At 45.0% G+C, this 16,346-nt stretch carries 13 protein-coding genes; 1 reads left to right on the top strand and 12 read right to left on the bottom strand.

Annotated features, from left to right (window positions below; all coding sequences use genetic code 11):
- Positions 1-10 precede the first annotated feature (10 nt).
- From GJB59_RS12490 to ilvD, 6 genes are all read right to left on the bottom strand, one after another.
- A complete protein-coding gene (locus GJB59_RS12490; RefSeq protein ID WP_142828416.1) occupies positions 11-766 on the bottom strand; it encodes an SDR family NAD(P)-dependent oxidoreductase in 756 nt (251 codons plus the stop codon).
- 12 nt (positions 767-778) lie between these two features.
- Entirely contained in the window at positions 779-1,852 is a 1,074-nt protein-coding gene (locus tag GJB59_RS12485; protein ID WP_142828415.1) for a tartrate dehydrogenase, read from the bottom strand.
- An 18-nt stretch (positions 1,853-1,870) separates the two neighbouring features.
- Positions 1,871-3,139: a TRAP transporter large permease gene (locus tag GJB59_RS12480; RefSeq protein ID WP_142828414.1), complete on the bottom strand. Its 1,269-nt coding sequence runs from the start codon at positions 3,137-3,139 to the stop codon at positions 1,871-1,873.
- A gap of 2 nt (positions 3,140-3,141) precedes the next feature.
- Positions 3,142-3,612 (bottom strand): TRAP transporter small permease, encoded by a 471-nt coding sequence (locus GJB59_RS12475; protein WP_142828413.1) that lies wholly within the window; start codon positions 3,610-3,612, stop codon positions 3,142-3,144.
- 73 nt (positions 3,613-3,685) lie between these two features.
- Entirely contained in the window at positions 3,686-4,699 is a 1,014-nt protein-coding gene (locus GJB59_RS12470) for a TRAP transporter substrate-binding protein (protein WP_142828412.1), read from the bottom strand.
- 355 nt (positions 4,700-5,054) lie between these two features.
- Positions 5,055-6,740, bottom strand: coding sequence for a dihydroxy-acid dehydratase (gene ilvD / locus GJB59_RS12465; RefSeq protein WP_142828411.1), 1,686 nt, complete (start codon positions 6,738-6,740; stop codon positions 5,055-5,057).
- A 317-nt stretch (positions 6,741-7,057) separates the two neighbouring features.
- Here ilvD and GJB59_RS12460 point away from each other — a divergent pair, with 317 nt between their 5' ends.
- A complete protein-coding gene (locus tag GJB59_RS12460) occupies positions 7,058-7,558 on the top strand; it encodes a GNAT family N-acetyltransferase (protein WP_142828410.1) in 501 nt (166 codons plus the stop codon).
- A 107-nt stretch (positions 7,559-7,665) separates the two neighbouring features.
- Here GJB59_RS12460 and GJB59_RS12455 read toward each other — a convergent pair whose 3' ends face one another.
- From GJB59_RS12455 to GJB59_RS12430, 6 genes are all read right to left on the bottom strand, one after another.
- The gene (locus GJB59_RS12455; RefSeq protein WP_142828409.1) at positions 7,666-8,328 is read right to left on the bottom strand and encodes a GNAT family N-acetyltransferase; all 663 of its coding nucleotides are present in this window, start codon (positions 8,326-8,328) and stop codon (positions 7,666-7,668) included.
- Positions 8,329-8,513: 185 nt separating this feature from the next.
- Positions 8,514-9,746, bottom strand: coding sequence for a helix-turn-helix domain-containing protein (locus tag GJB59_RS12450; protein WP_236015656.1), 1,233 nt, complete (start codon positions 9,744-9,746; stop codon positions 8,514-8,516).
- Positions 9,747-9,844: 98 nt separating this feature from the next.
- A complete protein-coding gene (locus tag GJB59_RS12445; protein WP_142828407.1) occupies positions 9,845-11,104 on the bottom strand; it encodes a S8 family peptidase in 1,260 nt (419 codons plus the stop codon).
- A 283-nt stretch (positions 11,105-11,387) separates the two neighbouring features.
- On the bottom strand, positions 11,388-13,016 hold the full coding sequence (locus tag GJB59_RS12440) for a glycoside hydrolase family 13 protein (protein WP_185960065.1): 1,629 nt from the start codon (positions 13,014-13,016) through the stop codon (positions 11,388-11,390).
- 204 nt (positions 13,017-13,220) lie between these two features.
- Positions 13,221-14,051, bottom strand: coding sequence for an aldo/keto reductase (locus GJB59_RS12435; protein WP_236015655.1), 831 nt, complete (start codon positions 14,049-14,051; stop codon positions 13,221-13,223).
- Between the two features lie 165 nt (positions 14,052-14,216).
- Positions 14,217-16,238 carry a penicillin-binding transpeptidase domain-containing protein gene (locus tag GJB59_RS12430; RefSeq protein WP_142828405.1) on the bottom strand — a complete coding sequence of 674 codons (2,022 nt, stop codon included), beginning with the start codon at positions 16,236-16,238 and terminating at the stop codon, positions 14,217-14,219.
- Between the last annotated feature and the right edge of the window lie 108 nt (positions 16,239-16,346).

The following is a 16,346-nucleotide window of genomic DNA, read 5'->3' as shown; positions in this document are numbered from 1 at the left end:
CTCTTTTCAATTAGATTCCGCGTCCTCCATCAACATTCACTACACTGCCCGTCATCATTTTGGCTAAATCGGAGCTGAGGTACAAAACACAATTGGCAATCGCTTCCGGTGTGATCAAGTCACCCAGCGGCACACTTTTGCGGAATATATTTTCTTTTGCTTCACCCTCATCACTGCCCGCTGCTGTAAATTCCCCCAGCATCTTTGTATCAGCCGGGCCAGGGTTGATCGCATTAACCCGAATATTGTAAGGCGCCAATTCAATGGCCAGCGCTTTTGTCAACGAAATCGTCGCTCCCTTAGAGGCTACATAGGCATTCAAACCTGGACGAGGACGATCTACAGAAACAGAGGCGATATTGATGATCGATCCGCTATTCTGCTGTTTCATATAAGGCACTACTGCACGTGAAGTTAAAAAGACTGCTGTTGAATTGATTGACATGATGCGTTCCCAATCTTTCAAGGACACATTTTCAATATCAGTTGCCGCTTGTGCAATCCCTGCGACGTTTGCCAATACATCGACCTGCCCAAAAAGGTCCGCAGTTTTTTTTACTGCATTTTCAACACTCTGTTCATCCGTCAAATTGCCTTCGATGACCAGCAACTGGCCCGGGTATTGAGTTTCCAGTTCAGCGAGGCCATCGACTTGGATATCGATGCCTGCCACTTTTGCTCCTTGTGCGAGAAATTGCTCAACGACCACTTTGCCCATTCCGCCGCCGGCACCGGTAACAATCGCTACTTTATTGTCTAGGTTCAATCAAATCTCCTCCTATTTGGTTACGAGCTGTTTAAGCTTTTCCGCAATTGCGGATCCGACTTGCTGCGTCGTGGAATTGCCTCCGAGATCCGGTGTCAGCACCTTTCTTTCTTGGAGTACCTGTTCAATCGCTTCAACGATTGCTGTCGACAAGTCCGGCCGCCCTAAGTGGTCCAGCATTAAAGCCGCTGACCATATTTGGGCGATTGGGTTGGCAATTCCTTTGCCGGCAATGTCCGGTGCTGAACCATGAATAGCTTCGAACATGGAAGGGAAATTGCCTTCGGGATTGATATTGCCTGATGGCGATACTCCAAGACCTCCAACTAAAGCCGCTCCAAGATCCGTCAAAATATCTCCGAACAGATTGGAAGCAACCACCACTTCAAATGACTCCGGCCGCATGACAAAATAAGCGGCCAAGGCATCAATGAAATTGCTCTCGAGCTCGATATCGCCGTAATCTTTCGCTACCGTCTCCACCACTTCATCCCATAGCTTCATCGAATGGATGATGGCATTGGATTTGGTGGCGCTGGTCACTTTGGATTTGTTATTTTTTCGAGCGTATTCGAACGCATATTTTGCAATGCGCTCGACCCCTTGCTTAGTAATGACTGTATTTTGTATCGCCATTTCCTGCGATTGCTGCTGATATAGCCGGCCGCCAATATTCGAATATTCCCCTTCCGCATTTTCACGGAACACCATAAAGTCAATCGGCTGATCATTTTTCAATGGAGATTCGATGCCTGCCAAGCGTCTGATCGGACGCATGTTAACGTATTGTTGAAAATTTTTGCGGATCGGCATGATCAACTCCCAAATAGTCACTTCATCCGGCACCCGTTTGTCTCCCACTGCACCAAATAGGATCGCATCAAATCCCTTGAGTTGATCTAACCCATCTGATGGCATAATATGTCCGTTTTTCAAGTAATACTCACTGCCCCATTCAAATTCTCTAAACTCAATATTGAAAGTGGCATCCTGCTGTTTTAACGCTTCCAAAACTTTTACTGCTTCTTTTGTAACGTCCGGCCCAATCCCGTCTCCGGGAAGCACCGCTATTTGATAAGCTGTCATAAACTCTCCTCCAATTATTTAATCTCCAAGAAGGAATAAACTGATTCCTGGAATAAACGAAATAATGAGTACATCAACAATCATAATTAGGATAAATGGAACAATCGCTTTCAGCAGGCTTTCAAACTTCGTCCCTGCAATATTCGCCGCAACAAATAAATTGACGCCGACTGGCGGTGTGATAAACCCAATTCCCAGATTGACAATCATGATAATGCCGAAATGCACAAGATCAATTCCAAGAGCATTGGCAATTGGCACGAGAATTGGCGTTAAAATAATAATGGCTGCTGAAGTTTCCAGAAAAACACCACAAATTAGCAACAGCAAGTTGATGATCAATAAAGCAATGATCCAATTGTCCGTCACGCTAAGCATCAGCTCGGTCAATTCAGCCGGGATGCGCTGCCGCGTCAAATAGTAGCCGAATACGGAAGCCCCTGCGATGATGAACATGATGACTGCTGTCACAACAACAGAGGAAGAAAAAATCTTCGATAAATCTGCCAACTTGATTTCACGGTAAATAAAGACCCCAACGATTAATCCGTAGACTACTGCCACAACTGCAGCTTCTGTCGGTGTGAAAATCCCTCCGTAAATGCCGCCTAAAATAATTACTGGCATCATCAATGCCAAAAAAGCATCGAGAAATGCCTTAAAGAAATCTTTAAAGCCGAACTTTTCGCCTCCGCCATATCCCTCTTTCAAGGAAATCAGATAGACCAGTAGGATCAGCGAGACCATAACGAACAAACCAGGTACGATTCCTGCGATAAATAATTCACTGACGGAAACCCCAGCTGCTACACCGTAAAGCACCAGCGGTACACTTGGCGGAATCATGATGCCGATGGTTCCCCCTGCTGCCTGTATGGCAGTCGCAAAGCTTTTGTCATACCCTTTATTGACCATCGCCGGAATCATCAAAGCCCCTACTGCCGCAGTTGTAGCAGCAGCAGAACCCGAAATGGCGGCGAAAAAGGCGCAGGCAACGATCGACACAATGCCAAGCCCTCCTTTGACACGGCCAAAAATGACATTGGCCAGATGAATCAGCCGCCGGGAAATCCCGCCGCTTTCCATCAATTTACCGGCAAGAATGAAAAAGGGAATCGCCATCAAAGGAAACGAGTCAACCGAATTGAACATCCGCTGAATAATGACGATCAAAGAAACGTTGCCATCGATAAAAAACACGAGAGTAGAAGCGAGACCAAGTGCCACTGCAATTGGAACATTAATTAAAAATAAAGCCATCAATAAAATAAACAGTACCAATGCCATCTTCAAACACCCCCGCTTTTAAAGTCTTTTGAAAATTGCGAGGCCATGTTGATGATCAAAATTGCTCCGCTTACTGGAATGATCATATAAATCATCCCCATTGGAATCCGCAGGACCGGTGACGTTTGAGACATTCCCTGCATTGCCAAGTCATAGCCTTCTATTACCATCAGCAGGAAAAAAAGCAAACTTGCGAAAGTTGCTGCAATATACAGCGCTTTACGAACAGAAACACCAAACAAATTAACAAAAAACTCCATGCCGATATGAGCTTTTGTCGACATCGCATAAGCTGCACCTAAAAACGTCAGCCAAATCAAGCTGTATCGTGCCAATTCTTCGGTCCAGGCAAGCGGCGAATTCAGTATGAATCGGAAAATAACCTGAAGAAAAACAACCGTAACCAGCAGACCCATAATAATGTTCAATACATGTTTAATGCCAAAATTCATATAGCCGATTAATTTGTTCATCGCCTTTCCCCCGATATAAAAAAGAGAGAATGATTTCTCTCTTTTTCAGATTTTCTTTAGTTAATCATTTGTTTTACTGGGCGTCCAAAATCTCATTCAACAGATCCTGATGTTCAATTGTTTCATAGACAGGCTGTACAGCTTCCTGGAATGGCGCAGTATCAATGTCTTCAATAATTTCCACACCGTTATCCTTCAGCGTCTGAATGGATTCTTCTTCCATCTCGACAATCAGGTCACGCTCTCTGGCTCCAGCTTTCTGGCCTTCTTCCATCACGATATCCCGCAACTCTTCCGGCAACTCATCGTAAGTCTGCTGGCTCATCATGTAGATTGCTACAGAATAAACGTGTCCTGTTAAACTCATGTATTGCTGGTTTGCATCGTATAGGCTGAACTGATCTGCCACGATAGCTGGATTTTCCTGTGCATCTACGACTCCCTGCTGCAGCGCAGTAATTGCTTCGGTCCAAGCCATTGGAGTCGGCTGTGCGCCCAATGCCTCAAAAGCGGCTAAGTGAATTTCGTTTTCCTGTGTTCTGATTTTCAAACCTTCTAAATCTTCCGGGGTTTCAATTGGGCGAATGGCATTGGTGATGTGGCGATAGCCATTTTCTCCCCATGACAAACCGATAATTCCGTTTTCTTCCATTTTAGCGAACAATTCATCACCAATGTCCCCTTCTAAAATTTCCACTGCCGATTCCCGGTCCTGGAAAAGGAATGGCACATCCAATACCCCTAATTCCGGAACAAAGTTCGTAACAGGAGCGGTTGAAGAAACGACCAAATCGACTGTTCCCAATCCCATGCCTTCTGTCAATTCACGTTCTGCTCCGATTTCACTGTTTGCAAAAACTTCAATTGTCACTTGCCCGTCAGTCCGCTCCTCAACAGCTTCCGCCATCTCTAAAAATCCAAGGTGGTAAGGATGGTCATCGGGCAATGAGTGCCCGGCCTGCAAAACATACGTTTCTCCCGATCCTTCTTCACCTGATGATGAATCGCTGTCAGCTCCTCCGCAAGCCGTTAAGGCCAAAGTTCCTGCTAACATTACTGAAACAAATCCAAACTTCTTTTTCGCCATCTTCGTTTCCCCCTTTTTGATATTGCTCCATTCGCCACCCCAACAGCACTGCATTGTGAAATCTATCCGTTAGTAAAACGGATTTTTTCCAACTTGCCTGCGCTGATACAACTTTCGTAAAAAATTAACTTTTCTATGTTAATTGGAACGATTTCCTGAGTTCAATAAAACTATAGATACGCCGCCTTTTAAAGCGTTTGCACAATAACCCTGCGCTAAAAAAATTTAATATTCCGACTTTTTAAATTAAAATAGCTCAGCAGGATTGAAGAAGATCCTGCTGAATCATATTTTAAAGTCTCTGTTACTAAAAAACGAAATCCGCTAAGTCATAAAACAGCACTTTTTGGTTTATTCAACGATTTAAATAATCGGTAACGGCCCCTTTTGAAGAACAGGAAACATTGTGCGCGTATTTACCGAGCACACCTTTTCTATGAAGTGGCGGTGCTACCCATTGCTTGCGCCGTTCTTCCAATTCGGATTCAGAAACATCCATTGAAATTTCCTGAAGCTCCGAATCGATGGTAACGATATCGCCTTCTTTCAGCAAGCCGATTGGCCCTCCGACCTGAGCTTCCGGAGCAATGTGCCCAACGACCAAGCCATGTGTTCCGCCTGAAAAACGGCCGTCTGTCAAGAGTGCAACAGATGCATCCATGCCCTTGCCTACAAGAATTGCCGATACTGACAGCATTTCCGGCATTCCCGGACCGCCTTTTGGTCCAACATAGCGGATAACCAATACATCGCCTTCATTGATTTCATTGGCCATAACGGCTTCAGTTGCTTCTTTTTCGTTGTTATAGACGCGAGCTGGTCCCGTATGGCGCTTTACTTTTACACCGGAAACTTTTGCTACTGCACCGCTTGGCGAAAGATTGCCTTTCAGGACGATCAACGGACCATCTTTTCGTTTTGGGTTGTCAAAAGGCATGATGACTTTTTGCCCTTCCTGCAAGGCTGGAGCTTCCTGCAGATTTTCAGCCACCGTCTTGCCCGTGACTGTCATGCAGTCCCCGTGCAAGTAGCCTCCTTCAAGCAGCATTTTCATCACAGCTTGAACGCCGCCGACCCGGTGCAGATCCTGCATGACATATTTTCCGCTCGGTTTTAAATCGGCCAAATGCGGCACTTTTTTCTGCAGACGGTTAAAGTCGTCAATCGTCAAATCCACTTCTGCAGCGTGGGCAATTGCCAACAGATGCAGGATGGCATTAGTCGATCCGCCAAGTGCCATGACCACAGTAATGGCATTTTCAAATGCTTCTTTCGTCATGATGTCTTTCGGGTAAATATCCAGTTCCAGTAGATTATGTACTGCTGCACCGGCTTTTTCACAATCTGCCAGCTTCTCCGCTGAAACCGCAGGATTTGAAGAACTTCCAGGCAAACTCATTCCCATCGCTTCTGCAGCAGATGCCATCGTGTTGGCTGTATACATGCCGCCGCAAGATCCGGCTCCCGGGCATGCGCCGCATTCGATGCTGCGAAGCGTATCATTATTGATATCACCGTTGTTATGCTGGCCTACGCCTTCAAAAACAGAAACGATGTCAATATCCTGTCCATTATGGCGGCCTGGGGCGATTGTCCCTCCGTAGACAAAAACAGCCGGTACTTCAGAGTTTGCGATGGCAATTAAACAACCCGGTATGTTCTTGTCACAGCCACCGATTGCCACCAAGCCATCCAAGCTTTCTGCACCTACTACCGTTTCAATGGAATCGGCAATAACATCACGGCTTGAAAGGGAATATTTCATGCCATCTGTTCCCATCGAGATCCCGTCGGAAACTGTGATCGTGTTAAAGATAAATGGTACACCGCCAGCTTCTCTGGCTCCTTTTTTGGCGCTGATCGCCAAGTCATCAATATGTATATTGCATGGCGTCACTTCACTCCACGTACTGGCGACACCAATCATCGGTTTTTTGAAATCTTCATCAGTCACGCCAACAGAACGCAGCATGGCACGATTGGGCGCTCTCATTGCCCCTTCACTGAATACCTTGCTGTTTATGCGCAAATCTTTTTTCATATTAATCCAATCCTTTCTTTTCTATATATTATAGAACACATTTGTCAGAATTCAATGAATTTAAAAATAATATTCCATTATTTTTTTAATCGTCATGCAATTTACATATGTAGACGCTTTCATATAACCATACCTATTTTCTTTCTTGTCGTATGCAATATATTTCTATATAATTACCTTGTCTACAATAACTTTTTTCGCATCAAATCTTTAAAATATCCTGTTGTGGCCTGTGGTGAAACTGGATATTTGGATTTACATATTTTTCCGAGTGGCGCTGGCAATGCAGAAAACTTCAAGAAAAAGGAGATGGTCATTTGTTGATCCGTGAAGCTAAGAAGAATGAATTTCATTTATTGAAAGAACAGCGCCTTGCCTCATACATGCCTTATCAGGAAGAGCTTTCGCAAAAACATTGGGGATTGTTGAAAGCCAATTTAGCTTCCGACACTGACCAGCAGCCAGGCGTTGAAGTGTTTGTTGCCGAAATCGGCGGAGAAATCGCCGGCAGTGTGGTGCTGTTTCCTGCCGAGTCCAAAGCATACGATTGGAAAGAAGAGACGATCGCGTATCCGGAAATCCGGTTATTGGCGGTCAGCCCCGATTTTCGTTCACGCGGAATCGGCAAGGCATTGGTCGAACATTGCATTGACCTTTCCAAAATCCGCAAGCAAAAGTTTGTCGGGCTTCATACCGGAAGTTTTATGCAAAATGCCATTGCACTTTACGAAAAAATGGGCTTTGAACGCGTTGCTTCACTCGACTTTATCCCTTTGGACGACGGCATTGTGGTCAAAGCTTTCCGTCTCAATCTATAAACATACAAAAACAAGCCGGAAAGTCTCAGGCTTGTTTTTTTCTTTCTATATTGTTTTAGTTACAAAACTGGATGATATGAATACGGCTGCTTTTCCGATGCCTTATTTCACATAAAAGGATTTTTCCATTCCATCAGCAAAGCATACCCTTCGGACTCCTCATCCTCCAGGTAATCAGCCACCACACTCACGGGAGTCCGGCCACAGCGCAGCAAAAAGGAAATGACCGGATCTTTGATTTCCCCTGCTACCACTTGTGCTGCATATTGTTCTGCAGTCAGCCGTCCAGAGTACTTATGAAATCCGGGCATCCTGCCTCCTCCAAGCAAATGCTCCAAGTCATCCTGCACGACCCGCTCATACAGAGCTTGCATCAACAGCTGCCCCAACTTCAATGAGCGATATTTTGGCCGGACACAGACATCGACAATATACAAGGTTTTGCCCCCTGGATTGTGATTGCGGATAGAGCCATTGTCTGTAGCTTCCGCCCACGAATGTTCAGGATGAACTGGATCAAAATCAGTCAGAAGCGCAGTAATCGATCCAGCCATTTCTCCTTCGACCTCGATGCAAATGGCGCCTTCCGGGTATAGCTCCACGTGATTCGTCAACTGTTTATCATTCCACCAAAGCTCCGGAGGGAACGGGGGCGGAAAACTTTCTTTTTGAATTTCGATCAATGCCGGAAAATCAGTTTTTTTGTATTGACGGACTTCCACGAAGGTCGGCTTGCCTTCATTAAAAACATACTGCTTCTTTTTATACATAAAAGTCTTCTCCCTTTTTACTCTCCATCATACGTGAATCCAGACAATGAAAAAAGCTGCTCACGAGCGAGCAGCTTTTCAGCAGGTTAAATTGGAGGCAATATGTTCGGTCCACCAAGCGCCACAATGGCCATGGCAGCAGCATAAACGATAGATGTGAAAACTAATTTCTTTTTCTTCATTATTTATTCACCGCCGTCCTCATCCCTGTATGTTTGATAAAAATAAGCTTGTTCCCACTGCTGCTGATTGCTGTAATGGGCTGCAAGTTCTGCAGCAGTTTTTTTTGTTTCCTTTATATAACCATGTTTTCTGAAAAATGGAAACATAATTTCTTCACAATAGGCCATAAGGTCCGGTTGGGAAAAATTTCTTTTTTCAAAATAATTGGCATAAATATGAAAATACTTATCTTCAACTTTGCCGCTGATCGCTTTTAATTCATTAATCAATACTGAAGCATTCTGGCCTGTTTCAACCATAGACTCCAACAAACTGGTTAATACAGCTTTGTAGAAATAAGTATCTTCTTCCATGCTTTCTTTTAATACTTGAAGGATTTCCAAAGCTTCTCCATGCGCATTTTTCATTCGCAGCAGCTCTGTGTAATTATAGAGGGTTTGGTTGTGCAATGCTGTTTGTTTTGTCAGATGAGTGTTGCGGATCAGCACTTCGTACAGGCTTTCAGCCTGGACCAAAAGATTTCTTCGAGTATAGTTGATTGCCAACAGCATTTGGGCATGCAGCAGCCGGATGTAATTGTGGTGAAGCTGAAAAGAGCGTACTGCCAGCTCGGCAAAATGCCCCGAAAATTCATAACGGTCAGCAAGGATCAGCATCCGCGCCTTTTGATAATAAAATTCCCCTTCGAATTTTTGGGGAATGCTTTGGATGCCAAGATCCAGGCCGTTGAGCACTTCAAGAGACTTTGTATTGTCACCCATCATCGAACAATAAAGCGACTGAAAAAACTGATAAACCCAGTGCTCCGGCGCCAAAAAAGAGGCTTTCATGCGTTCCAGCAACTTTTTCTGCTGTCCTGCTTTGAGCTGATCTTCATCGTATATATAAAAGCGGAATTTATAGAGTTCGTACTGATTGACCAAATCGGTAGATTGAATATAATCATTTTCCAATTCCAGCAGCTGGTATATTTTCCGCATCGTTTCAAGATCATAATGCAGAGAACAGTCGATGAACTTTCCAATCATCCGCTCCAGCTGCTTATGTTTTTCCACCTCTTTGTTCAGTTGGACGCCCATCTTCATTAACAGCGCTTTGATGGTCGATTCATGCGGGCTGTAGGCATTGGATTCAATCTTGCTCAAATGGGAAATAGAGCAGATGCCATCTGCCAATTGAGATTGGGTTAAACTGTTTTTTGTCCGATAATACTTAACGATAGAGCCAACATTCATAATTTCACCCTTTTTTACAGAATAAATAAAATATACCATAAAAAAACAACCCTGACATATTTGACAGGGTTGCCGCTTCCAGTGATTTCGTTAGCTATTTATTGAACACGCGCAAAGCCGAAACCGGATGCATAATCATCGCCATAGCCGGCGCCTGATCCTGAAAGGATATCATATGCTTTTGCACGGTTTTGAAGATTCGCACGCACTTGGACGTTGGTTGCACTTGGGTTTGTCGCCCATACTTTTGCTGCAAGTCCAGCTGCGTGCGGGGAAGCCATCGATGTTCCGCTGATGGTCGCATAGCCGCCTGTATACCAAGCTGAGTAAACTGCCGCACCCGGAGCTGAGACTTCAACATCATATTTCCCAATCACGTAATCACCGTCTGTAGAGCTATAGCCGCGAGAAGAAAAGTCAGCCACGCGGTATGTGCCATTTTGGATAACATTTTCAAGTGCGGCTACCGCCACTGCATTCTGCAATGCCCCCGGGAAACCGATAGACCCTTGGTAAGGGCCCGAATTTCCTGCTGCTGCAATGACCAAGACACCTTTGCTGTAAGCATAGTTGACGGCGTTTGTAATCAAGCTGCTTTCAGCAGAAGAGCCCAGTGACATGTTGATGACCACTTTCGTCTTTAATGCAGTTGCTTGATCTGCAACGTGGCGGATTGCTGCTGCAATGTCATCAGAAGAACCTGACCCGTTATCTCCTAATACTTTATATGCCCACAGATCTGCTTGCGGAGCCACCCCGTACAAACCTCCATTGCCGTTTGCAAGCGCTGATCCTGCAACATGTGTTCCGTGTCCCTGTCGATCTGTGCAAGTGCCGTTTGTGATGCTGGCGCCTAGAGTAAAGTCTTTGCATTGTTCTACATTGCTTGCTAAATCTGCATGGTTCACATTGACGCCAGTATCGAGTACCGCGATATTAATGCCTGCGCCTCCGGAAGATTGGGCAAGATTAGCATTGTTATAGATGGCTTTAATGCCCCATGGCGTAGATTGAGAAGCCGCCATTGTCGAATATTTCGCCAACGGTTCAGATGATGTTTCTTCGATACTGTATTCCGGGACTTTTTGGACTTTTATATTTTTATTTTTCTGCAGAGCTTCAAATTGTTTCTCGTTCATATCAGTGGTGAATCCTTCGCCTTTAAAATCCCATTGGACGCCATACTGGTTTTTGGCATTTTGCAGCGCTTTGTCATTTGCCGTATCAACCAATACCCGGAATTTCTCATTGCCATTCGCTTTTTCAGCCAAATCGCTGTTTGCACTGACGCCCATTGCCGGTAGGAGCAAAGTAGCAGTCAACATAGCTGTCGTAATGAATTTTGCCGATTTCTTCATCGTTCAATCCCCTTTTCCAATATGGTTTATGGCGGCCTGGATCCAACTGCGGAGTCCCGCACTTTCACACGTTTCTGCTTAACGGCTCTGCCACATCTCTAAAGTTAGCAGAATTTTCATATTTCCGTAATTGGGAAATTTATTGAGATAACTGAACAGAAAAGATAAAAAGGGTCTTTTAACCTAATTATATATACCTAAATACAATTTTACTTCCAAAATAAGTAAAGCCGCAAAACCATTCTGATTAAATGGCATTGCGGCTTGGTGCAGCTCATAAATATTAGTAAATCTCTTTTTTTAGAAAATAAACGCATGCTTCATATGGCTGCAGGACACCTTTTTCACGCTCTTCATAATTTGTAAGAAGAAGTTCAGCATCGTAAGGGGTGTTCCATGTACACGGCCGTTCACTTAAATTTGAGGCAATAAGCATTTTCGTGTAGCGGTCTTCCCGGACATATGCATAGACATCCGGACATCCCGAATCAGTCAGCCTGGTCGTTCCATATACTAAAACCTTCCAGTTTTGGCGCAAGTGAATCATTTTCTTGTAATACGACCAGATCGATTTTGGATCATCTTTTTGCGCCTCGACATTCAGCCATCTATAATTCGGATTTACACCAATCCATGGTTTGGTTTTGGAGAAACCGGCAAAATCCTGATTGTTCCATTGCATTGGCGTACGGGCATGATCCCGGCTGATTTTCTTGATGATTCTCATTAACTCCTCATGGGACACGCCTTCCTGGCGATTGTAGCGGTACATATTTTTTGTTTCAATATCATTATACATTTCGATATCGTCGAACGGAGCGTTAGTCATGCCGATTTCCTGGCCTTGGTAAATAAAAGGGGTGCCTTGCATGAAGAAATACATGCAAGCTAGAGCCGTGGCACTTTCAAACCAATAGTCCTGATCATTCCCCCAAATGGAAACTGTTCTGGGACGGTCGTGATTTTCGATATAAAGTGAATTCCAGGCGATGCCATGCGCTCCTTCCTGCCATCGATTCAGTACTTCCTTCAAATCCTCAACATCCAATCCGGCATCAAAACTGCTGCTGGCCGCTTCATGTGCTTCCAAGTGGAAAATCATATTGAACTTGCCTTCATGTTCACTGATCCATTGTTCCATATCATGCGACTTGGCACTGTTTGCTTCACCTACAGTAACAATGTCATATCCGGAAAAAGCCCTGTCCCGAAGTTCTGCCAGCATATCCTGCAGCCCTTCTACATCCGTGAACTTTTCCCAAGCAGGCACATAAGGCAAATTTTTAGGATTTGGCATATCGCTGTAGTCCTTTTTCAGGTGATTGATGGCATCCACACGGAAGCCGTCTACGCCTTTAGCCAGCCACCAGCGGATCATTTCATATGCAGCCTCACGCATGTCTTTGTTTTCCCAATTCAAATCTACTTGATTTTTCGTAAAAATATGCAAATAATATTGGCCGGTCTTCGGGTCAAAGGTCCAGGCCGGTCCACCAAAAATACTTTCCCAATTGGTCTGGCGATCACTCCACACATACCAGTCGCGCTTTGGATTTTCTCTGGAGGAACGGGATTCCAAAAACCATGGATGCTGGTCGCTGGTATGATTCAACACCAGGTCGATGATGAGTTTCATTCCCCGCTTATGCACTTCCCCTAACAGACGATCAAAATCCTCCATCGTCCCCATTTCTTCCATGATGGCCTGATAATCGCTAATGTCATACCCATTATCAACATTCGGGGATTTGTACATCGGACAAATCCAGATAATAGTGATTCCCAGTTCATCCAAATAATCCAGTTTTTCTGTCACACCGTTTAAATCACCAATGCCGTCGTTGTTGGAATCATTAAAACTTCTTGGATAAATTTGATAGACCACTGCTTCTTTCCACCATGTCTCCTTCAAAGTGAACTCCCTCTTCCCTGCACTGTAAATAACTATTGGCATATAGGCTTTCTAAAGCGCTTTTATCACTATTCATCAAATGTTTGATACTTGTGTTTTCAAACCTTCTGTCCATTTCCAGCCGCTGATTTCTGCAGCATCCAGCACATGGTGAGGTTTGCTGGCCCCTACGATTGCAGAAGTAACTGCGGGTTGATTAAGGGTCTACGCCAAAGCAAACTGGGAGAGTTCATAGCCTTGGTCGCCCAACAATCCCTTATAGGCTTCAACCTTTCTAAAATTGGCATCAGTAAAGTAACGCTGAATGAGCTCTTCCCCTTTAGCCGCGCGGCTGTCTTTTGGCATGTCGCCTTTTGACTTGTACTTTCCTGAAAGCATACCTCTAGCCATTGGACTGTAAACCAGCAATCCCATTTTTTCAGATGCGCAATACGGCATGACTTCACGTTCCAATTCACGGGATAATAAATTATACTGCGATTGGCTCGATGCAAAATGTTCCAATCCCTTTAAGTCGCTGATTCCACGGGCTTTTGCCATTTGCCACGCTGCATAATTCGAACAGCCAATATAGCGGACCTTGCCCTGTCTTACTAAATCTGTTAAAGCGGATAAGGTTTCTTCCAATGGCGTGCTATCGTCAAAACGGTGTACCTGGTAAAGGTCGATCCAATCGGTCTGCAGCCGCCGCAAAGATTCTTCTGCCTGCTGCATGATATGGTGTCTGGATAAGCCTTTGTCGTTTTGCCCTTCGCCCATCGGCAAGCCCACTTTGGTTGCTAATAACACTGTATTCCGTTTTCCTTTCAAATACCTGCCGACGATTTCTTCGCATTCCCCCGTACCATATTTGAAAGCCTCGTCCTGCCCCTTGCCATAAAAATTCGCTGTATCAATCAGGTTAATTCCTTGCTCCAAGGCTACATCCATAATTTCATGGGAGGCCTTTTCGTCAATCCAGCGTCCAAAAGCCATTGTCCCCAAACTTATATTTGATATCTTGAGCCCTGTTCCTCCTAAGTTCTTGAATTCCATCCAATCCCCCCTATCGATTTCTCTCCAACTTCCCGCAACAATTCACTCTTCTTTCTATTCAATATTTCTATGGAAAATCCTGCTATCCACATCAGTATTTAATCGATAACTATACGATAAAACAGCCGCCGGCAAAGAGTGCTTGCCGACGGCTGTTTGCTTCTATTATTCAGCTTTATATTCTTCAAATACTTTAGCGGCGAATCCAGCGACATAATCACTGCCGTCGTTGTCTTCAATCGATTCGATCATCATCGCCAGGATGAAATCCGGGCTTTCAGAATCATAGGCGACAAAAAAGCCATTTTCCTGACCTTCTTCTCCAATAGCGCCTTTCAATTCCGCTGTGCCAGTTTTCCCGGCAATTTTCACGGATGTGCTATTAGCAGACTGGGCATAGCCATCCACCACAACATTGCGCATGCCGCTGCGAAGAGTTTCTGCACTTTCTGCGCTCAACAATCCTTCTTTCCAAACCTGGCTTTTTTCCTCATCCATAAACAGCAGCGGCTTGTACATGATGCCATCCGTCAGGAACGGCTCGTACATGGAAGCCAAGTGAAGGATATTGGTCAGCATCTGGCCTTGGCCAAAGGAAGTATCGGCAAGCTGGCCTTCAGACCCGATAGTCCCTTCATTTGAGATCTGCGAAGACTGAAGCTCCAAAGCAAATGGAATTTCTTCTCCGAAGCCGTAGCTCTGTAACCCGGAGACTAAAGCTTCATTGCCCATTTGGAGCGCTTGGCGGGCAAAATAGATATTATCCGAGTACACCAACGCTTTGTTCAGATCAATCGGATTCGGTGCTTCCGGATGCAGGCGGGTGACCCGGTAATCTCCCCATGAACCGTCTTTTTGCCATGTCGCACCGTCAATCTGCAAGCCTTCGGCAGGTTCAAGCGTCCCCGCTTCCATGCCGATTGCCGCAGTCACTGGCTTAATGGTAGAACCCGGTGCATAAGCAGCACCAAAGCGGTTGAATAAAGGATTTAACGGATCTTTGCTCAATTCCTTGAAACGGCTCTCGCTGATGCCGAGCATGTATTCGTTCGGGTCATAAGCCGGCGAACTGACCAATGCCAGGGTTTCACCGGTTTCGGGATCAACTGCGGCACTGGTACCCGCTTCACCTTCCATCGAATCAAAAGTTGATTTCTGCAGTTCTGCGTCAATGGTCAGAACGATCGTTTCTCCATTTTCAGCAGGGGTTTCAGCAATGGTCAGTTCTTCCCCGTTGTCGCCTTGTTTTTTAATAAGAATTTTCATGCCTTTCTTGCCATGAAGACGGTCTTCAAGTGCTTGCTCAAGTCCTCTTCTGCCGATTGAATCGGTTGAAGTATAGCCCTGATCCTGGAGTTCTTCCAGTTTTTCAGCAGTGATTGGTCCGATATAGCCGCTCAAATGGCCCAATGCTTCTCCGTATGGATACTCGCGCATCGCTGTTTCCTGATAAGTCGCACCTGGAACCGCTTCTACTTTTTCCAGTAACTCCGCATCATTCTTAGCTGCCTTGGAAATAGGTACAAACTGGTCTTCCTGAACCCAGCTTTGCCCCATTTTTTCATCGATTGCGGCAACTGAAATTCCCAGGATTTCCGCAAGTTCTTCTTTGGCCGATTCATCGGTAAAGTTTTCAGGAACAACGCCGATATTATAGCCCGTTCCGTTAATGGCGATCGGCTGTTCGTTGCGGTCCAGAATTTCACCGCGTTCTGCATCAGTTGCTGAGACGCGGACTTCGTCACCCGTTTCGAGCTGTTCGAAAATAAAAGAAGGGTCCCATTCAACAAACCAATCTTCCGTCTCTTCCTGCGTTTCAAACAGCAGTGTCATGGTTTTTTCAAACTCGACCGGTCCGGCCATCGTGTCCATCTTTACCTGTACCGGGAAGTCTGCCGGATTTTCAGTATCCCATTCCGCATCTTCCGCAGGCTCCGTATAAGTCACTTCGACATTTTCAATCGCCAAGTCCTCATAGAGTTTTTGTTGCCGTTCAACAAAGTCTTCCGGTGCATAAGCTTCTTTTGTGCCTTGGTTTAAATAAGCGCTGTACATCTCTGAAAACTCTCCATTGTTCCACTGTTCTATGTACGCCTGCAGCCGCTCTTCAGGTGATGCCTGTTGCTGGCAGCCCGCCAGCAATACCAGAAAAGCCAATGCCAGAGCGATCGTTAATTTTTTAGCCATACCATAACCCCCAATTGTTTTCTTTATTTTACCAATAAACAGACAGAAGTTGAAAGGATAACAGTTCTTTCGCTGAATAGCGTTGAAAAATCCGGGAATAATTTCCTC

Origin of the sequence: Planococcus soli, assembly GCF_016881065.1 — a bacterium.
GTDB lineage: Bacteria > Bacillota > Bacilli > Bacillales_A > Planococcaceae > Planococcus > Planococcus soli.
The sequence above is the reverse complement of the archived record's forward strand: the minus strand, read 5'-3'. Positions and strand labels throughout refer to the sequence as shown.